The organism is Methanofollis ethanolicus (assembly GCF_001571385.1).
Lineage (GTDB): Archaea > Halobacteriota > Methanomicrobia > Methanomicrobiales > Methanofollaceae > Methanofollis > Methanofollis ethanolicus.
The window spans coordinates 1,533,348-1,552,738 of sequence record NZ_BCNW01000001.1; the positions used below are offsets into that span (position 1 = coordinate 1,533,348).

A 19,391-nucleotide genomic window follows, 5' to 3' on the forward strand; every position below is an offset into this window, starting at 1 on the left:
GAGTGCGTCAGCAGGCAGGGGTGCGTGCGGCAGAATCCGGCCGGCCGTGGCGGATCCGGAGCCGACGCGGCGTGCACGAAGAAAGAGTATAAAAAAAGGTTATGTCCTGTTCTGCGCCTTCAGCCGCGCTTCAAGCCTGTCGAGGAGTTTCCTGATCTCCTCGATCTCCTGGACCGTGACCTCGCCCTCATCTGTGTCTGGCGTCTCGACGGCGGTCCCCCGCCACTGGGAGAGGACGTCGTCCAGGCTGGTGCCGATAAAGGTCTCGCCGCCGTGGGCCACGACCAGTCCGATCTCCATCACCTCGCCTGTCTGGGAGATGACCGGGATGATCCAGACCTCATGGCCGTCGAGGACGTACATGATCGGCTGCACGACCTCGAGGCCCGTGGCCATCGCCACCTTCTGGTGCTGCTGGACATTGGCCGCGGCGCCGTAGTCATTGTAGTAGCCGGGGGCGTTGTAGAAGGTGAAGGTGCCGTCCTGGACGTCGCAGAGGACGTAACCGACCATCGAGGAGTCCTTGCCCGGCGTCGTGATAGCGGTGAACCAGTACTGGTTGCCGTCGGTGCCCTGGACAAGGTAGACGTCGGGGTCGCCTGAGGAGAGGGTCGCCCCGGCCTCGCCGTGCTCGACGTACACCTCGCCTGTCGGGTACTTCAGGTTGCGCTGGCCCCACCAGGAGTTGACCCAGCCATCCGAATACGTGCCCCACCAGCCAAGGTAGGTCTCGGTGAGGTCCTCGTCGTAGACCCTCTGGATCCATGCGGGTTGTGTGCCGAGGTCGAAGAACTCGTTGGTGCCGGTGACCGGGTCTGTGACGACGATGCCCTCCGGAGTCTCGCCAATGATGCCGTAGAGCGCGGGCCGGGAGAGGAGGGTGACCCAGCGGGGGCTGCCCTCCTCGTCGAGCTGGAATACGGGCTGGTGGATGACATATGTGGGGTAGTCCTCCCAGATATGACGGGTCAGGTCGTACTCCAGGATCGCATGCGGGGTGTAGTGCATCTGAAGGCCGGTGACTCGTCTGGGTTCTGCCTTCGGGTTCTCCGACGAGACGATGACATAGCCGTCCGTGCCCTCGCCGGCATAGATGAGGGCCTTGTCCAGGGTGGTGTAGTCCAGGGGGACAAGCCAGACCAGTTCGCCCCTGAGGAACTGGACGTCGGGTGTGAAGACACCGACCTTGTATCCCAGGTTTCCGATGACCTTGTCCGCCCTCCAGAGGGCGGTCTTGGCCGAGGTCAGTCTGATGTGGTCTGTATCGATGAGGTCGGTGACATTGTCCACGGTCTTGACCTGCGGTATGGCGGCGAGGTCCTGTGCGCCGATGACCTGCGCCCCCGCAGTGAGCATCGGGATGCCGAGGATGGCCAGGGTCAGGATGGTCCCGCCGACGACGCGCATCTTTTCGGCGCCGTGGATGTACGACGCGGCTATCCCGCTCACTGCAAGGGAGACCGCGAGGTAGAGAAGGATATTCATCAGGACCAATGCCGGCGTCCTGACGTACAGGGCGACCGCCGAGAAGACGGCGCCGAGGACGATGAGGCCGGGGTGGTTGAACTTCAGTGTTTTGTCTTCGATACGGACGGCCCAGAAGGCTGTCATGATGAACCAGAAGACGATGAGAAATATACTCATAATAAATGCCTGATCGATCTTTGTGTTAAGTTGACATTACATATTGTGCCGTTCTCTCTACATGATCGGGAATTTTTCCTCCCTGCCGCGGCTCTTGCGGATATACGCGCACGGAATCCTCCTTGATGAGGAACCGGGACAGCATGACTGGTGATACCTGGCAGAGCACCCCTGTCACCGTGCTCATCTGATGCAGGCTGTCGGAAAGACAGGCCCGAGCCTCTCTTATACCCTCCCTGCCTACAGACATGCATGGACAATTCCGCCGGACCCGAGTTCTCGGATGACACCCTTCCTGTCGAGATCGATGTTGTACCCTCCCCTGAAGTGCTCGAATGCGCCGTCGACAACGACCTTGACAGCCTCACCGCCCTTCTCTTTCACGGGGAATCGCAAAAGGTCAGGGAGGACGCAGCCCTTGCCATTGGCATGCTGATGGGGGAGGAGGCAGTCGGGGCCTTCATCGGGCTCTTCGCCGAGGACGACCGCGACCTGCGGATGGCCGCTTCGTGGGGGCTCTCCGCGATCGGGACGCCGGCCATCGACGGTCTCATCGCCGCGCTCTCTGCGGCTGACGCCGCCACCAGAATGTGGGCGGCCTATACTCTCGGCGCCATCGGGCACTGCAAAGCCGAGGTTGCACTCGGAAAGGTGTTAAAGGACGATGACGCCGACGTCAGGTGGTGGGCGTCCTGGGCCCTGGACCAGATCCTGCAGAGGCACGGCTGCTGCAACGGGTGCTGATGCCCGCGGCAACCCCTGCAGGAGCAGAGGGATAGAACCTCTCTTCATCGCCTCTTCGGGATAGGATATATATGACATGATTCCCTCCCTGGCGTGGGGACGGTATCATGACCGAGATCAGGATCGCGCCGGCGGTGTATGCCATGCCGGACGAAAACCATGAAAATCTCCATATCGAAATAGAATTGCCCGGTGTCGACAAGAAGGACATCACGCTCAGGATGCACGACGACAGTTTCTTTGTCCAGGCATCGAAGGAGGGGACCAGGTATGCGGGCTCTTATGCCACCTGCTGCCCGATCGATTATGAAAAAGCGAAGGCATCCTATCACAACGGACTGTTGACCGTGGACGTTCCGTACAAAAAGCCCCAGGCACGGGGCATTGAGATTCCCGTCCGGTAAACCCGATCCGGGGTAGAACCGGAGTGCCGGTTCTGCCTCCATCTTTCACGGCGGCGCGGCTTTTCTGTAGACCGGGGTGTCCTCTCCGCCGGGCGAGGGATTTTTCCGGATCAATTCCGCATCTCTCTCTTTATCTCAAGTATGATGGCATATATTATCTCTTTAAGAATAAATCAAAACAAACAGAAATCCAAAGTTATAATAATGGTTTCCAGATAATCTATGGAGGGACGATCGTATGGAGAAAACTGATGAGGGGAGGGCCGGCGCCGCTTCAGGGGCCCTTGGCTTTTCTGACCTGGGGTTACTCTGGCAACGGATATTTGACGCCATAGAAGACCCTGTCTTCATTCAGGACCGTGAGGGTATCATTCTCCGGGCAAACCGGGCCACGGGCAACGTTCTTGGCGTCGCTGCCGGAGAGGTTGTCGGGAAGCCCTGTTCTGCCGTGATCCACCAGGCCCCTACATTCATCGCGGGCTGTCCCTTTGTCAGGTCGAAGACCTCGGGAAAGAGGGAGAGATACACCCTCTGGATGTTTGGCCGGTGGTTCAGGGTCTTGATCGACCCTATCCTCCACCCTGAGCACGGCGTCATAGGGGCCATCCATATCATCACCGACGTCTCCGACATCAAGAGAATCGACGAGTTGAGGTCCAGGCTTGCATCGATCCTTGAGACGACCGAGGACGCCATCATCGGCGCCTCTGCGGAGGGCCGGGTCACCTCCTTGAACACTGCAGCCGTCGGTCTCCTCGGCATCACGCCCGACGAGGCTATTGGCCTGCCGGTCTCGCACTTTGTCCCCGGTCCCCTCTTCAGGACGTGGGAGGAGACGGCACAGGCTGTCGTCGGCGGCAGGGCGGGACGGCGCTTCGAGTCCGAGATCGTTAGAACAGATGGCATGATCCACGAGGTTTCGGTCGGCATCTCCCCCCTACGTGATGAACGCGGTGTCGTGTCCGGCTACTCCTGTCTTGTCCACGACCTCACCCCCCAGAGGAAGGCCGAACGTGCCCTTGTCGCCTATGTCGCGGAGGCCGCCCTGAGGATGAAGGTGCCGCTCGGCGGCGTCGCGCAGGAGATCGACCACACCGCCGCCCTGCTGGACTCGGGAAAAGTCAGACCCGAGGACGCGGCCACCATTCTCCGGGTGCAGAAGGCCCACCTCGACCAGATCCTCCAGAACCTTGCCGACCTCGACCGTGCGGTCGCCGAGTCTGCCGAAGAGATCCCCGAGGCCTACCGCCGCTTCCTCTGCGGGGAATAATTTTTTTCGACTCTTAGATGAATGAAGTGGCTATCTCCTCCACAGAACCTCCTGTTCTCTCTTCCCCGAATCAATCCTGAGCGGGGAACGAGCGATAGCAAGTTCGAGAAAATCTTTGATTTTCACTGTCCGGGGGCTTTGTCCCCCGGCGAACAGTATGGGGGAAGGCGGTTGATCGGTGTCCCGTGCCGGGGGACTACCGCCCCCGGACCCCCGGTACAGGATAGGTGTGGATGGCAATCTCCCTCTCAGGGTTTTCTGCTCTATCTTTCCCTGCCCTTATCCTGAGCGTGGACAACCGTGTCAAGACGGTAGAAAGTGCGGGGCATTTTCCGGTTCAGGCAAATCTGTGATCTGCCATGGACTGATCAACCTCATTCCGGAACATCTCCCTATTTCTGCCTACCTGGGCTTCTTTTCACCGTCCAACCGTGAATTTTCCCTTTGATCCCGGCCATGTCACTTCAGAAGGTGTTTTTATGATCAGCACCCTACACCTTACCAGAGGGAATGCTGAATGTGTGTTGCAGTTCCTGCCGAAGTAATCGAGATCAAGGACGACAACATCGGTGTCGTCGACTACGGCGACCTCAGGCAGGAGGTAAGGCTTGATCTCGTCGACGTCAAAGTAGGCGAGTTCGTCCTCGTCCATGTCGGCTTTGCTATCCAGAAACTCAGCCGTGAGGAGGGCCTATCGACAAGAGAACTCTTTAAAGAAGTCTACGCAGCGATGGAAGAATAATGCACGAATACAGCATCGCGTACGACATCTTTGCCACAGCCCAGCGCGCTGCCGTCGAGAACCATGCAACGCAGGTGAAGGCGGTCAAGGTCGACGTCGGCGAATTTGCGATGGTCAACCCCGAACAGGTGAAGTTTCTCTTTGAGGTCATCGCGGAGGACGACCCTGTCTTTGCAGGTGTCTCTATGGAGTGCCGGACCGTGAAGGTGCGCACCCGCTGCGACTGTGGCTATGAGGGCGACGAGAAGTTCGTCTGCCCCACGTGCGGAGGTCTCCCGCACATTGTCGAGGGGAAAGAGATTGTAGTCACCAACATCGAGATAGAAGTGAACGATTCATGAAAGTCAATATGATGCACGGCGCCGGCGGCGAGGTGATGGGCGAACTTCTCAAGGTGCTCACGAAATTCACCCACAACAATGCCGGCGGTATCGGTCTTGAGTCCCTGGACGATGGGGCGGTGTTCCCGGTCGGCGACCAGCAGATCGTGTTTACGACGGACAACCACGTCATCCACCCGATATTCTTCCCCGGCGGGGACATCGGCAGGATCGCCGTCTCCGGAACCATCAACGACCTTGCGATGATGGGCGGGCGCCCGATCGCCCTCTCCTGCGGCATGGTCATCGAGGAGGGCTTTGAGGTCTCCGACCTGGAACGGATCGTTGCCTCCATGGACGAGGCGCTCGGCGAGGTCGGCGCATCGATCGTGACCGGCGACACCAAGGTGCTGGAGAAGGGCGCCCTCGACGGGATTGTCATCAACACTGCGGGCGTCGGCGTCGCAAACCACATCGTCAGGGACAATGGCCTGAAACCGGGCGATGTGATCATCGTCTCCGGCACCATCGGCGACCACGGACTTGCGATCCTCTCCCACCGCGATGGTTTCGACCTCGGCGAGCAGATCCTCTCCGACGCCGCCCCCCTCTGGGGCATGGTCGAGCGCGCCCTTGCCGCCGGCGATATCCACGCGATGAAGGACCCGACCCGCGGCGGATTTGCCAATGCGATCAACGAGATGGCGAGAAAGAGCGGGGTCCATGTCGAGATCGACGAAGAAGCCCTCCCGATCAGAAAGAACGTCAGGAGCGCCGCCGCCATGCTCGGCATCGACCCCCTGGAGGTCGCGAACGAGGGGAAGGTTGTCATGGGCGTCGCCCCCGGCGATGTCGACGCGGTCCTTGCCGCCCTGAAGTCGCACCACTATGGGAGAGACGCCGCGGTCATCGGCCGCGTCACCGAGGGTTCCTCTGTCGTCATGAAGACCTCGATCGGTGGCGAACGTTTCATCGAACCGCCGGTCGGCGACCCGGTCCCCAGAGTCTGCTGATATGAAAGAAGAGGAGACGGTCGTCCTGAAGGGCGTTACCCTGCCGGGCGGCAGGGTGGCGGACCTCACCCTGGGCGAGGGGAGGGTCGTCCATGTCGGCGCCGCGGGGAGGGCCGACGCGGTGATCGACGCCTCCGGCCTTCTCTGCGTCCCCGCGGCCGTGGACATGCACACCCATCTCCGGGGCGGCGCCACGCAGGGAGCGAAGGAGGACTGGGCAAGCGGGACCGCGAGCGCCCTCTCTGGCGGCGTGACAGTCGTCGTCGACCAACCGAACACCGTGCCCCCCCTCACGACACGCGAGGCATTCCGCGCCCGTGTCAGCGAGGCCCGCGACCATGCCCTCTGCCATTTCGCGATCAATGCCGGTGTCGTCTCCGGCGCCGACCTTGTGGGGCTCTGGCAGGAAGGGGCGATGGCTTTCGGCGAGATCTTTGCCGGCCCGTCCAGTTACGGCGCGGCCGTCCCTGAAGATGTCCTGAAGGACGCGTTTCTCACTCTCCGTGATCTCGGCGCCCTGGCCACGGTCCATGCCGAGGATCCCCTGCCCGGCACACCCGCGACCCTTGCCGACCACGACCGCCTGAGGCCTGCCGATACCGAGGTCCGGGCCGTCAGGGCGGTTTCATCCCTCCTCCCTCCAGGCGGGCGGGTCCACTTCTGTCACATGAGCACGGCCGCCGCCGTCGATGCCGCCGCCGGCACCGTCGAGGTGACGCCGCACCACCTCTTCCTCTCGCGGGAATGTTTCACACCCGACGACACCCATGCACGGGTGAACCCTCCCCTCAGGTCGGAAGAGGAGCGCCGACGTCTCTGGAGTAGGTGGGAGAGGATCGACGTCGTCGCCTCTGACCATGCCCCGCACACCGCCGGAGAAAAGGCCGCGCCCTTCGCCGACGCTCCTTCGGGCATGCCGGGCGTCGAGACGATGGTGCCCCTTCTCATGGCCGCGGTGCGGGAGGGCCGGCTCTCCCTTGCATCGGTCATCGAGAAGACCGCCATAAACCCCGCACAGATCCTCGGCACCCCTGCCGCCGGTTTCCTGCCTGGCGAGAGGGCCGACTTTGCCCTGTATCCTGCAAAGACGACGAAGATCGATCCCGACGCCCTCCATACAAAATGTACCTGGACGCCATACGAGGGCATGGAGGCTGTCTTCCCGGAGATCGTCGTCATGGGAGGCGCCTGTGTCGTGCGGGACGGCGAGATCGCCACCGGCACCGCCGGGTCCTGGGTCCCGGGCAAGGGCTATATACGCTGACCGCCAAACTATAGAGGCCGATACATGCACATCCATAGGTCCCCGGGCGATCGATTGGCAGAGCCTGGATATGAGCTGCGGGACAACCCGGATGTGCGACAGGCGCGCCCGGTGCGAGGGTTTAAGACCAGGTGAAGAACGGCACATGCCACTGATGATCCATGGTCGTTAGCACCGGGCAACACCGGTGATTCCCGTGATCTCTCTTGACGACGCAGTAACAGGCCCGGACAATTGTGTCGTGCTCACTCTCGACGTCTCTGCCGGGAGTAAGAATGACTCTTTTCCTGCAGGCTACAACCCCTGGAGGCATGCCCTTATCTGTCAGGTCGCCGCTCAGGCAGTGGGAGGGAAGGCAAACCGTGCCATCGTCGCTCTGGTTGCGGAGACGATCGGCGTTCCGAAGTCTGCAGTCGGCATTGTTTCCGGTGCCACCTCGACGATCAAGCGGGTCGAGGTGAGGGGCATATCAAGAGATCAGGCAATACAGCGTTTATCCTCTCTTCTTCCCGTATAATTCTCTGGATTCATCCCCAATGGTGCGCGCAGACCCAAAGGTGGATATATAAGTACTCCGGGATATATCTACTACCATTGTCTATGGGCCGTCATCGTATTTCTCATATGACAGATTCCGGAGGCTTATCATGTATTCATCAGATACGACCAAGTATCTCATTCACATTAATCTCCACGCAGAGGGGGTGGTCGAGAAACCCGACGTAGTCGGTGCCATATTTGGCCAGACTGAAGGGTTGCTCGGCGAAGACCTTGACCTCCGCGATCTCCAGCGGACCGGGCGGGTCGGCAGGATAGATGTCCATATCGTGAGTAAGAAGGGTGAGACCCGGGGAGAGATCCTCATCTCATCCTCCCTCGACCGTGCAGAGACGGCGATCCTTGCGGCGTCCCTGGAGACGATCGACCGGGTCGGCCCCTGCGTCGCGCATGCCACAGTCGAGCGGATCGAGGACATCCGCGTGACGAAGAGGAAACAGATCGTGGAAAGGGCAAAGGAACTGCTGATCACCCACTTTGATGAGTCGGCGATCGACTCCACCGAACTGCTCGACACTGTCAGGGAGTCGCTGCGGATCGAGAAGATCAGTGTCCTCGGCGAGGAACGGGTGCCTGCAGGCCCGAATGTGCTCGACTCGGATGCGATCATCGTCGTGGAGGGGCGGGCCGACGTGATCAACCTTCTCAGGTACGGGATCAAGAATGCCGTTGCCGTGGAGGGGACGAAGGTCCCGGCAGTTATTACGAAACTCTGTGAGATCAAGACGGCTACGGCCTTCTTCGACGGCGACCGCGGCGGCGACCTCATCCTGCGCGAACTCCTTCAGGTCGCTGAAGTCGACTATGTCGCTTTCTGTCCGCGGGGCAAGAGCGTCGAGGAACTGACACGGAAAGAGGTCATCAAGTCCCTGAGAAACAAGGTCCCGACAGAGTACATCAGGGACCAGCTGACCGATACAAAGGAAGAGGCCCCTGCAGAGGCGATCCCTCTTCAGGAGACGATGCCGGTCATTGTCAGCGAGGTGAAAGAGCCCGAAGAGGCGGCCGCGAGCATACCCCCGGCACAGCCTGTCATGACCCTCGAACAGCAGATCCAGGAGGTCGAAGGGAGGGGCATGGCACGTTTCCTGACCTCGGATTATACGCTGGTGAGCGAGGCGAAGGCCGGCGATGTCGAGCGCGCCGTTGAAGAGGTCGATTCGGACACGGCCGGCGTGATCATCGACCGCCCGGTCGATCAGAAACTCATCGATGTCTTCCTTGCGAAAGGACTGGAGTTCATTGCCGCTCCGGAGTTCAGGGATATCGTGAAGAGGCCTTTATCTCTCAGGCTCATGAAAATTCGGAAGGCGTAGAACGGAGCAAATATATTTATAATAAAATTTCCTATTTCTCTTTCGGGGTTTGGACATGCATAAAGAAGAACTGATTACCCTGCATCAGATCCTTGTCGAGATCAAGGATTATTTCGAGATGATGAATGTCGAACTGAAATTCCCGCAGTACTACGCGCTCAAGATCAACCCGTCCCAGATCCACAAGAGCAAACTTGAACACAAACACGCGATCTTCGTCCTCGGGCAGGAACTCGCCAATGCGATGAAAGATATCGACTATAACGCCTCGTCCCGCATCTCTGCCAGAATGAAGGAGCTCTCCGAGAAGACCGAGCGGGAACTTGAAAAGAGTATTGAGCAGTGACTGCTCCCCCACCTTCAGTGAGGGGCCCTCTGCCTGATTTTTTTATAATGGGGGGGCATGTCCCGAACCCCCGGGTCGGTCTATGACCTCAGCGCCCGTTCCTTTTCGATCAGGTGGCGGGCAAGCATTTTTGGAATAGGGGCAGCCATACAGTGCCAGTTCGGCGTGCCGTTCACTTCAAGGACAGTATAACTCCCATTCTCGGCGAGCAGGTCGACGCCGCAGTAATCGGCACCGACGGCCTCGGCCGCACCGCCGGCGACCTCCTGCATCTCCCGGTCGATCTCGATCGGCGTCCCCGTCCCGCCCTGGTGAATATTGTGGGTGAGGTGGGCCGACTGCCGGCAGATGGCACCGACTGCCTTTCCTTCGATGACGAAGACCCTGAAGTCCCGGTCGTTTTGCACATATTCCTGGAGATAATAGGGGGCTTCGCCGAACTCGTCGGGCGTGGTGACGAGACGGACGTCGATGCCGTCATAACCGTAGACCGGTTTGGAGACCGCTTTTCCATGCCGTGCAAGGAAGTCGGCGGCAAGTTCCCGGGACGCGGTAAAGAGCGTTTCAGGTGACGGTATCCCTTTTTTGAGAAGAAGCGCCGTCGTCTTGACCTTGCTTGCGCAGGTCGCGATCGCGTCGGGCGAGTTGACGACGAGGTTCTCAAGGGCGAGGATATCCAGGCACTCGAACTGGTGAATATCCTGCTTCATGCCGCATACCCAGACGAGATCGCCGGCGATGGACGCCGAGAGAGGGTCGATGGCGTCGAGGTCAAGGAGGGCATATTCGGCTCCCGCCCTTTTGAGTTCAGAGAGCACCGCAGCAGTCGAGTTGTCGTCGTGGGTGTCTGTCGGTTTGGGTACAATGCGAATCATGATCTATCCCCGGTCGGGCGGCGATGTCGGCCGCTCTCAGTAAGAGTAGTCGTGCGGGGGAGGGGATGAAGATATCTATATTTTTTCTCCGCCGATCTCGCCCAGACTTGCCTCGGCTTTCTCGACCATCAACTGCATGGCCTGGATCTTCGCCCGGGCAGTGAGTGTTTCTCCTTTTTTCAGGGCATCTGATGCTTCCTGGTATAACTTCTCAGCCCTTTCCACTCGCCTTTCCGGTCTCCCCACATCTTCCCCCGTGATCTTGAGAAGGTCGATCTCCTCCCTGACAGTCAGGAGTTCCCTGAAGATATCATGGAGTTCCATGCCGAGATCTGTCGTGGCGGGCAGACCTTCATCTCCGGCATCGAGCATCGCCCTCATCTCGTCGTCGATGTCGGTGACCCTCTCGGCGACGAGGAGGGCAAGCGGTGTCGCCTCTCCTGTCGTAAGCCCCTGGCCCTGGAAGGAGACTTCAAGGTCGGGGCCGGAGAGTCTCACCGCGATCTGCCCCTTTTCCTTCCCACAACTGATGGTCATCGGCGAAAGGGCCTTTTCCCTCTCGAAGAGCACACTGATGCCGTTCGATTCCAGGTCTTCAGCAAGGCGATTCCGGAAAGTGGAATAGGCGCCGGCAAGGCCCCGGGCGTAGTGGATATATGACATCGACATCCCCCGATCCTAAAATATCCCTTTAGATGATAAGCATTCCGCCTGCGGTCTGCCATCGTCAGTCGGGCACGGCAGGTGAAGAGTCGCAGAAGGATTTTATGCCGGCGGATCGATCTGCCGGCCATGCGCTACTATCCTGCACAAAAAGATCTCCCCCCTCCGCACGAGGTCAACCTGGCCGTTGAGGAGGCGTTCAGGGAGTACGGAGAGGGACGGATCCAGATGCCGGCGAAGATCTATGTGACCTTTGAGAAGGGGGACTTCAGGACGATGCCCGCGTACCTGCCGGGCATCGGTATGGCGGGCGTCAAAATCGTCAATGTCCACCCGGAAAACCCGATGATCGGTCTGCCGACGGTGATGGCCCTCACCGTCATCCTCGACCCCGCCACGGGTATGCCCGAGGCGGTCCTGAATGCCACGGCCCTTACCGACCTGCGGACAGGTGCGGCCGGCGCCGTTGCTGCACGCCACCTCTCCCCGAAATGACGGATCGTCCTCGGCGTCGTCGGGAGCGGGAGGCAGGCCGCGGCCCAGGTGGACGCGATCGCCGACGTCCTGGAGATCACGGAGGTGAAAGTCTGGAGCAGGAACCCGGCGAATGCGGAGGCCTTCTGCCGCCGGTGCGAGGGCCATACCTGTGAGGCCGTCTCACTGGAAAAGGCCTGCGACGCCGACGTCATCGTCACGACGACGCCAGTCAGGACGCCGATCATCAGGTCAGAGTGGGTCCACGAGGGGACGCACATCAATGCCATCGGTGCCGACGCACCCGGCAAGGAAGAACTCGACCCGGCTATACTCCTCCGCTCACGCGTCTTTGTGGACGATCCCGAACAGGCGCTTCACTCCGGCGAGATCAATGTGCCGGTCTCCGCCGGACTCTTCACCGGGGAGAGGATCGCGGGCACTCTCGGGGACATTGTCTGCGGGAGAAGAAAGAGGGAAAAAGAGGATGAGATCACGCTCTTTGACTCGACAGGCCTTGCGATCCAGGACCTTGCCATTGCGACCCTGGTGATGAAGACGGGGGACGGGACCGACCTGCCTTTCCCCTGACTCACTCCTCTTTCGGGAGGGGCCGGGAAAATTTCTTCCAGACCTCTTCCCTGTACACCGGCCCCGAGTTGTAGGTGCAGAAGGGGACCAGTCTGCCGTCTGGCGTGGCATAGTGGATGCAGCAGCGCTGGACACGGTCGATATCGTAGTTGTAGTTGTCCATGAAATGCATCGTGCCGATGAAGAGGGCGTTCCAGTGGAAGTCCCGCAGGGCGTCGAAGTTCTGTGAAACAAGCGTCTTCCCGAGGAGTGTCCAGAACTGCGTCGCGCTGCCGTGCTCGCCGCTCGATGCGGAGACGCTCATGTCCCTGACGCCTTCGATGAGCGCACGATACTTGTTGATGGTCCCGCCGTCTTTCATCCTGTCGGTCATCGTCCTTATGGCCTCGAAGAACCCGTCGACGTCGACCATCTCGTTGATCGGGACAAGACCTTCCTCGGTCACGAAGACATAGGTCGCGGCGCCGCAGTGCTGGTGGGTGGTGAACCTAACCTGCGGTTTTCCGGTGTACGTCTCGACGAGGTCGGAGATCGGGACGACGCAGGGAACGGGGTAGAGATAGTTCTTCTTGATGATACCGCCGGTCTGCTCTTCTATCTTCTCGGCGAGGTCGGGGATGGTGATACGCTCTCTTTTGATGTCATCCTCGCTTGCGGCACCGGTGAAGGCCACGGGCTGGAAGTTGACGCCCCGCACGACCTGCACATGGTCTGCGGCAAACCTGAGGATGGCGCCGATCTCGTGGTCGTTCCTCCCGTTGATGATCGTCGGGACGAGCACGACGCCGAGTGCGGCCTTCGCGCAATTTTTCACGGCATTCAGGCTTGCCTGAAGGATTGGGTTTGTCTCCAGCGTAACGCCGTCGAAGTGCAGGTAGACCGTGCTCAGGCCGGCTTCCCTGAGTTCCTGCGCGTATGCGGGATCTTTTGCGATCTTGATCCCGTTCGTTGCGATCTGGACCTGCGAGAAGCCGAGTTCCTTTGCCTTCCTGACGAGATCGAAGAGGTCGTCGCGCATCGTCGGTTCGCCGCCCGAGAACTGGACGGCCGGGGCGGGGACCGGTTTTTCGCTCCTGACCATCTTCATCATCTCGACGACCTCGTCGAACGACGGCTCGTAGATATAGCCACAGGCCCGGGCATTGGCGAAGCAGAAGTCGCAGTTGAGGTTGCAACGGTTCGTCAGGTCGATGTTGGCGAGCAGGGTCATCGATTGATGACGGGAGCATATCCCGCAGTTTGCCGGGCAGGTGTCAGGGGCGGTTTCTCTCTGGGGGTTGGAGACACCGTTTCCGATCTCCTCGAATGCGTCGAAACGCCTGTACATCTCTACATCCGACCAGTAGAGGTGTTTCGCCTCTCCATGCTCCGGGCAGGTGCGGGAAATCCAGACCTTCCCGTCCTCCTCGCAAATGTCTGCGTCAAGCACCCTTTTGCAAATAGGGCAAAGACTCTTGGTTTTTTTCAGAAGCATATCTCATCCACCGGCATATCTTTACAATAGCGTTTCATATATTGGTTACCTGCGCCATACAGTGATGACACAATGTTTAGAGCGAATTGAGATTTAAACTTAAGTAGAAATTGTGGGGAGAATAATTATTATTATCGATTCGATGATATCAAGTCTGGTCGTGGCGATCTGGGTGATGTTGCCTGCCTATGTGCCTAATTCGGCCGCTGCCGCTCTTGGAGGCGGTGCACCGGTGGACATGGGGAAAACCTGGAGCGACGGTCGTAGGATCCTTGGCGACGGGAAGACCTGGCGTGGTTTTGTCCTCGGGGTCACATGCGGTGTCGCCGTCGGTATCGTTCAGATTGTGGCGAGGGACGCCTTCGGACTCTCCTCTCTCCCCGAGCATACGCTCATAACAGTGTTCCTCCTTGCCTTCGGGGCGCTTCTTGGCGATATGGTAAAGAGTTTTATCAAAAGGCGGCTTGGAAAGGAGAGCGGGGAGGAATGGCTCATCGCCGATCAGTACGACCTCGTTGCCGGATCTCTCGGCCTCTTGCTCGTCTTCCAGTACGGCTGGGTCATGGAGAACGTAACCCTCGGGGTCTTTGTCTGGATCCTCATCCTCACGCCCCTCCTCCACCGTGCTGCAAACATCATCGGATATCTCATCGGAGTGAAGAAAGTACCATGGTAAAGGAAATTGCAGAAATGCTCAGGGAGCATGGGGCCCTCGAGATCGGGGACTTTGTCCTGGCGTCCGGGGCACGGAGTTCGTACTATCTCGACATCAAGACGGCGATCACCGACCCCGCCCTCCTCCGCCAGATCGGCGAGGCATTTGCAGAGGGGTTCGCGTTCGATGTCGTTGCGGGCGTTGCGGTGGGTGCGGTCCCTCTCGCGGTCGCCACCTCCCTTGCATCGGGGAAACCGTACGCGATCATCAGGAAGGAGCAGAAGGATCACGGCAAGAGCGACCTCGTCATCGGTGACGTGAAGGGGAAAGCGGTCCTCCTCGTCGAGGACGTCACGACGTCTGGAGGGTCCGCACTCTTCGGGGTCAGGGTGCTCAGGGATGCCGGAGCACGGGTCGTTGCCGTGGCCTCGGTCGTGGACCGGGAGAGCGGGGCGTCCGATGCATTTGCACATGAGGGCGTGCCCCTCGTCCCGCTGACGACGGCCTCAGAGATGATGAACCTGTAACCATTTATGGGTGAGAGGCATATAATGATGGACATGAAGATTCTTGTTGTGGGCGGTGGCGGCCGGGAGCACGCGATTGCACGGGCCCTATCCTGCAACAGTGGTGTAAAACTTTATACAGCAATGGCGCGGCACAACCCCGGCATTGCGTCTCTCTCTGAGGGCGTTCTCCTCGAAAAAGAGACCAATGTACGGGCTGTCGCGGATTTTGCAAAGAAGAGCGATGTCGACTTTGCCATCATCGGGCCCGAGGCACCACTCGAGGCTGGCATTGCCGACACCCTTCAGGAACAGGGTGTCCCCTGTGTCGGCCCGACGCGGATGGCGGCACGGCTTGAGACGGACAAGGCGTTCTGCCGTACCATGATGGAGAAGCACGGCATCGCCGGGTGTCCGCACTACCGCGTCTTCCAGGACCCCGGAGAGGCCTGCGAGTACATCGACGCCTATGACGGCGACCTTGTGGTCAAACCGATCGGTCTGACTGGTGGAAAAGGAGTCAAGGTCATGGGTGAGCAGGTGGACAGCGAGGGAGCGAAGAAATATGCCCGCACCCTCCACGGCGGCGTCGTCCTTGAGGAACGGCTTATCGGCGAGGAGTTCACCCTCCAGGCCTTTGTCGACGGGAACCATCTGGTGCCGATGCCCCTTGTGCAGGACCACAAGAGAGCGTACGAAGGGGATACCGGCCCGAATACAGGGGGAATGGGGACCTACTCCCTTGAAGACCATCTCCTGCCCTTTGTGACACCGTCAGACTACCGCGACGCCCTTGAGATCATGCGGAACGCCGTTGCGGCGATGATCGCCGAGGGCCAGCCGTACCGCGGTATCCTGTACGGCCAGTTCATGAACACGCGGGACGGCCCGAAGGTCGTGGAGTTCAACTCGCGCTTCGGCGACCCCGAGGCGATGAATGTCCTCTCTCTCATCAGGAGTGACTTTGCTGAGGTTCTCTGCCGGATCATCGACGGGACGCTCTCGCCCGCGCATGTAGACTTTGCAAAGCAGGCGACGGTCTGCAAGTACCTCGTGCCTCAGGGCTATCCTGACGCACCGGTCGCCGGAGCGTCGATCGAGGTCGGGGACTATGGCGACGCCCTGCTGTATTATGCGAATGTCGGCGAAAAGGACGGGAAGCTGACGACTCTCACCTCACGGACGATGGCCTTCGTCGGGCTCGGAGACAGCCTTGAAGAGGCCGAGACAAAGGCCGAAAAGGCGGCGGCGGCGGTGAAAGGCGGCGTGTGGTACAGGCACGATATCGGCAAGACCTCCCTCCTCGACAGGAGGATTGCACACATGAAGGGAATACGATGAAGAAGGATTTTCTGACACTTCTTGACGCGGACGCCACCGAGATAGAGGATATCCTCGACGAGGCCGGGAGACTCAAGGCGCTCCGGGCAGAGGGTACTCCCCACACCCTCCTGGCCGGGAAGAGTCTTGCCATGATCTTCGAGAAGGCCTCGACGCGGACGCGTGTCTCTTTCGAGGCCGGGATGCACGACCTCGGGGGCCATGCCCTCTTTCTCAACCCCCATGACCTCCAGCTCGGGCGGGGCGAAATGCTCAGGGACACGGCGCGTGTGCTCTCCAGGTACGTCTCGGCCATCATGATCCGGGCCTACAAGCACAGCACCATCGAAGAGTTTGCAAAATACTCCTCGGTGCCGGTCATCAACGGTCTCTCCGACATTGCCCACCCCTGCCAGGTGCTTGCCGACCTCCTGACACTGCGCGAGCGCTTCTCCTCTCTGGAAGGGCTGAGGCTTGCCTGGATCGGCGACGGGAACAATGTCTGCAACTCGATGCTCATCGCCGCGGCCTATACGGGTATGGAACTGCGGATTGCGTGCCCGCCGGGGTACAACCCCGACGCCGGGATCCTGGAAGAGGCCCGGGCGCGGGGCGCGAAGGTCGCCTTCTTCGCCACGCCTGAAGAGGCGGCAGAGGACGCACACGCCCTCTACACTGATGTCTGGGTCTCGATGGGCAACGAGGCCGAGCGGGAAGAGCGCCTCAGGGCTTTCCAGGGCTATACGATCACTTCCGACGTCGTGGCGCGTGCCGAACCCGACGCCGTGGTGCTGCACTGCCTGCCCGCCCACAGGGGCGAGGAGATCACCGAAGAGGTTCTGGAAGGGCCGCAGAGCATTGTCTGGGACCAGGCCGAGAACCGCCTCCACGCCCAGAAAGCACTTCTCGTCAAACTAATCCGGTGAACGGGGCCGCGCCTCCGGGTGGCGACCTCGGTGTCTCTTTTTTAAATTAAAGATATCTCGGTATCCGTCTGGCTCATGACAGGAGGGTGGGACGACAACCTCTCATCTCAGGATCTCTGCTCTGTCTTCCCGGGGCCAATCCTGAAGGGGATCTGGGGACGATAACTCCTGGGTTATAATGGGGGGAAGGTAGTGTACCTGTCTCTCTTCCGGGGGGCTGCCGCCCCCCAGACCCCCTGCCATTAAGATAAGGACGGGGATGGCAGTCTACTCCTAAGATCTCCTTTCTCTCTTCCCCAGACCAATCCTGCGTCGGGGGTCCGGGGGAACGACCGGAGGGAGTCGAGAAAACTGTGGGTTTTCGAGGTAGTCGCCCGGAGGGTGTGGTATGGGGGAAGGCAGTGGATCCGTGTTCACTCAGAGAGTTTCTCCAGAGCCTGATTTTCTCGTTAAAGCAGATCTATGATGCACCGTGGGCTGCAGATATTCGAGCCCCGCACCCCTTACCTGCAAAAAAAAAAAGAATTAGTCGGAGCCGATGAAAGCCTTGACCTGCTCGACCATGTCCTTTTCCGCTTTCTGGATGACGTCCAGTTTGCCACGGAAGGCAAGGAGGTTTCGCATGTCGCCGTCCATGTTTGCAAAGGAGAGCCTTTGCGGGCTGTCAACCAGTTCGACGTCGTACTTGCCGATGATGTCCCGGATCACACTCCTCGGGACACCTGGCGGGATGACCAGATCATAGAGTTCTTCTTCTGCCATGGGATTCCTCACTTTCCTATTTTAATACGCCTGCCCATGATGCACGGACCGCCCCGCACGCCGCCCAGGGGGTTCTTCGGCTTGCCGAGGGAGTTCATGCACCGCCCCATCAGGGCGGCGCCGCGTGCAAGCCCGTCGTCCACAAAGACTACATGGTTCTTTGGGTCTTTGAAGAGGCCGCGCTCGGTGATCCCGTCAAGGATATACTGTGGTTTTCTCCCTGATATCGCCGCCCGTCCGGTGAAACCGATGGAGGCGTTTTCCGGGACCATGGTGTGTTCGACCGCAACATCGATGAGCCTGAGGGCCATTCTGGCGCAGACGTGGTCGATCACATCGACGAGCAGTCCTTTGCCGTACTTCTCATAGATCTCTGCACCGATCGTATTGAGTGCTCCGGTTTCGCTCCCGTTCACCCCGACATCGCACCCGATCAGGGCGACTCCCGAGTCATGGGCGACCTTCGCGCTGACCGGCACCCGGCCGAAACGGTCGCGGTCGGGCGGGACGATCCTGATGTCGATGTGACGGTGTGCCTGTTCCACATAGTCCTCGACGGTTGCCGCGCTCCTCCCGATCCGCGACAGCCCCTCGATGACACTTTTGTCGCCGAACATGTCGAGGGCCGTGCCTGTCCTCCCCTCGACCTGGCCGGTCCCCCTGACGATGGAGTCGGGGATCGCCCCTGCAAGGCCGCAGAAGTTTCCGATGGTATGTGCAAAGGGGTTCTCGGCCGTCGGGTCGACGTCGGAGGTGATCCTCCCATCGAGAGTCGTCCCGAAGTCTATCGAGAGACAGGGGTTGCGGAAATCCACTGATGTGCTCTTTGCACCTTCCTTGATCCCGGCCATTGCGAGTTCGCCCTCCATCTCGTTGGCGACCATCTCGACCCCCGAACTCCCGACCGGGGGGATCACGCCGGCGACCGCCCCGACAAAGACGACCTTGTCGGCAAAACTGTAGTGCTGCAGTTTTTTCGTGAGGTTTTCCTTCGACATCGGGGGCGTCATCTTCTTTGGCGGGACTCCCGCGGCAAGGCAGCCATTGGCGAGAGCGATCACGAAATCGCCCACCTGGTCGGGAGAGTCCATGGCGGCGACGACACCGGTGCTCCGCACCACAAAGTCGAGGTCGTCCTTGATCGAGAGGCCCGCCTCTCTGTGACACTCGATAAGGGTGTCCCGGACCAGTTCGGTGACAGACTCGCGGGTGAGTTCTGTGCCGTCGAGGGTTGCGCCGAAGACATCTTCCCCGGCTTTTGGCGGCCTGACGTCGCGGCTCATCTTCACCGTCTTGTTGATGACATAGGTCATGCCGGTGTCGAGGTCGGTGCCGGTGAGGATACATTTCGTCGTTGTGTTCCCCATCTCGACCGATGCGACGATGAAGTACGGTTTGGTCTTGTATTCAGGGACCACCATCCCGGCGCCGTGGGAGATCGAGGGTGGCGGGATACTTTCCACGATATACGGCTTTGGTTTGAAAAAGCGGTCCAGAAAACGGGCGCACATGGATCTTATCTCT

At 59.9% G+C, this 19,391-nt stretch carries 20 protein-coding genes and 1 pseudogene; 15 read left to right on the forward strand and 6 right to left on the reverse strand.

Annotated features, from left to right (window positions below; all coding sequences use genetic code 11):
* Positions 1-99: 99 nt before the first annotated feature.
* Positions 100-1,644, reverse strand: a complete 1,545-nt coding sequence (locus MEFOE_RS07575) for a hypothetical protein (protein WP_067050528.1) — start codon at positions 1,642-1,644, stop codon at positions 100-102.
* Positions 1,645-1,896: 252 nt separating this feature from the next.
* Here MEFOE_RS07575 and MEFOE_RS07580 point away from each other — a divergent pair, with 252 nt between their 5' ends.
* The 10 genes from MEFOE_RS07580 (at position 1,897) to MEFOE_RS07625 (ending at position 9,621) form a co-directional block, all read left to right on the forward strand.
* Positions 1,897-2,388 (forward strand): HEAT repeat domain-containing protein, encoded by a 492-nt coding sequence (locus MEFOE_RS07580; protein ID WP_067050531.1) that lies wholly within the window; start codon positions 1,897-1,899, stop codon positions 2,386-2,388.
* A gap of 107 nt (positions 2,389-2,495) precedes the next feature.
* Positions 2,496-2,792: an Hsp20/alpha crystallin family protein gene (locus MEFOE_RS07585; RefSeq protein WP_067050534.1), complete on the forward strand. Its 297-nt coding sequence runs from the start codon at positions 2,496-2,498 to the stop codon at positions 2,790-2,792.
* A 238-nt stretch (positions 2,793-3,030) separates the two neighbouring features.
* Complete coding sequence (locus MEFOE_RS07590) at positions 3,031-4,062, forward strand: PAS domain-containing protein (RefSeq protein ID WP_067050537.1); 1,032 nt, start codon at positions 3,031-3,033, stop codon at positions 4,060-4,062.
* Positions 4,063-4,579: 517 nt separating this feature from the next.
* The gene (locus MEFOE_RS07595) at positions 4,580-4,804 is read left to right on the forward strand and encodes a HypC/HybG/HupF family hydrogenase formation chaperone (RefSeq protein WP_067050540.1); all 225 of its coding nucleotides are present in this window, start codon (positions 4,580-4,582) and stop codon (positions 4,802-4,804) included.
* Entirely contained in the window at positions 4,804-5,145 is a 342-nt protein-coding gene (locus MEFOE_RS07600) for a hydrogenase maturation nickel metallochaperone HypA/HybF (RefSeq protein ID WP_067050543.1), read from the forward strand. Before MEFOE_RS07595 ends, MEFOE_RS07600 begins: the two co-directional genes overlap by 1 nt.
* Positions 5,142-6,137: a hydrogenase expression/formation protein HypE gene (gene hypE, locus MEFOE_RS07605; RefSeq protein ID WP_067050545.1), complete on the forward strand. Its 996-nt coding sequence runs from the start codon at positions 5,142-5,144 to the stop codon at positions 6,135-6,137. The genes MEFOE_RS07600 and hypE overlap by 4 nt, the downstream gene beginning before the upstream one ends.
* A gap of 1 nt (position 6,138) precedes the next feature.
* Positions 6,139-7,401: a dihydroorotase gene (gene pyrC, locus MEFOE_RS07610; RefSeq protein WP_067050548.1), complete on the forward strand. Its 1,263-nt coding sequence runs from the start codon at positions 6,139-6,141 to the stop codon at positions 7,399-7,401.
* Positions 7,402-7,597: 196 nt separating this feature from the next.
* Positions 7,598-7,918 carry a DUF167 domain-containing protein gene (locus tag MEFOE_RS07615; protein WP_067053109.1) on the forward strand — a complete coding sequence of 107 codons (321 nt, stop codon included), beginning with the start codon at positions 7,598-7,600 and terminating at the stop codon, positions 7,916-7,918.
* A gap of 130 nt (positions 7,919-8,048) precedes the next feature.
* The gene (gene dnaG / locus MEFOE_RS07620) at positions 8,049-9,275 is read left to right on the forward strand and encodes a DNA primase DnaG (protein WP_067050550.1); all 1,227 of its coding nucleotides are present in this window, start codon (positions 8,049-8,051) and stop codon (positions 9,273-9,275) included.
* 55 nt (positions 9,276-9,330) lie between these two features.
* Positions 9,331-9,621: a UPF0058 family protein gene (locus MEFOE_RS07625; RefSeq protein WP_067050553.1), complete on the forward strand. Its 291-nt coding sequence runs from the start codon at positions 9,331-9,333 to the stop codon at positions 9,619-9,621.
* 80 nt (positions 9,622-9,701) lie between these two features.
* Here MEFOE_RS07625 and MEFOE_RS07630 read toward each other — a convergent pair whose 3' ends face one another.
* Entirely contained in the window at positions 9,702-10,496 is a 795-nt protein-coding gene (locus tag MEFOE_RS07630) for an ATP-grasp domain-containing protein (protein WP_067050556.1), read from the reverse strand.
* A gap of 75 nt (positions 10,497-10,571) precedes the next feature.
* The gene (locus MEFOE_RS07635; protein ID WP_153015901.1) at positions 10,572-11,159 is read right to left on the reverse strand and encodes a hypothetical protein; all 588 of its coding nucleotides are present in this window, start codon (positions 11,157-11,159) and stop codon (positions 10,572-10,574) included.
* 129 nt (positions 11,160-11,288) lie between these two features.
* Here MEFOE_RS07635 and MEFOE_RS07640 point away from each other — a divergent pair.
* Positions 11,289-12,224, forward strand: a pseudogene (locus MEFOE_RS07640) (ornithine cyclodeaminase family protein).
* A 1-nt stretch (position 12,225) separates the two neighbouring features.
* Here the strand turns inward: MEFOE_RS07640 and tes are convergent.
* Positions 12,226-13,698, reverse strand: a complete 1,473-nt coding sequence (gene tes / locus MEFOE_RS07645; protein ID WP_067050561.1) for a tetraether lipid synthase Tes — start codon at positions 13,696-13,698, stop codon at positions 12,226-12,228.
* A 142-nt stretch (positions 13,699-13,840) separates the two neighbouring features.
* On the opposite strand from tes, the gene MEFOE_RS07650 reads away from it, so the two are divergent.
* Genes MEFOE_RS07650 through argF form a run of 4 tightly spaced genes read left to right on the forward strand, consistent with a single transcriptional unit; the run spans position 13,841 to position 17,105 of the window.
* The gene (locus MEFOE_RS07650) at positions 13,841-14,374 is read left to right on the forward strand and encodes a CDP-2,3-bis-(O-geranylgeranyl)-sn-glycerol synthase (RefSeq protein ID WP_083523379.1); all 534 of its coding nucleotides are present in this window, start codon (positions 13,841-13,843) and stop codon (positions 14,372-14,374) included.
* Positions 14,368-14,880, forward strand: coding sequence for an orotate phosphoribosyltransferase (pyrE, locus tag MEFOE_RS07655; protein WP_067050564.1), 513 nt, complete (start codon positions 14,368-14,370; stop codon positions 14,878-14,880). The genes MEFOE_RS07650 and pyrE overlap by 7 nt, the downstream gene beginning before the upstream one ends.
* 27 nt (positions 14,881-14,907) lie before the next feature.
* Positions 14,908-16,200 (forward strand): phosphoribosylamine--glycine ligase, encoded by a 1,293-nt coding sequence (gene purD / locus MEFOE_RS07660; RefSeq protein ID WP_067053115.1) that lies wholly within the window; start codon positions 14,908-14,910, stop codon positions 16,198-16,200.
* A complete protein-coding gene (argF, locus tag MEFOE_RS07665) occupies positions 16,197-17,105 on the forward strand; it encodes an ornithine carbamoyltransferase (RefSeq protein WP_067050567.1) in 909 nt (302 codons plus the stop codon). The genes purD and argF overlap by 4 nt, the downstream gene beginning before the upstream one ends.
* A gap of 525 nt (positions 17,106-17,630) precedes the next feature.
* On the opposite strand, the gene MEFOE_RS07670 is transcribed toward argF, so the two are convergent.
* A complete protein-coding gene (locus MEFOE_RS07670; protein WP_067053119.1) occupies positions 17,631-17,867 on the reverse strand; it encodes a hypothetical protein in 237 nt (78 codons plus the stop codon).
* A gap of 8 nt (positions 17,868-17,875) precedes the next feature.
* Entirely contained in the window at positions 17,876-19,378 is a 1,503-nt protein-coding gene (locus MEFOE_RS07675; protein WP_067050571.1) for a methanogenesis marker 14 protein, read from the reverse strand.
* Positions 19,379-19,391: the final 13 nt, after the last annotated feature.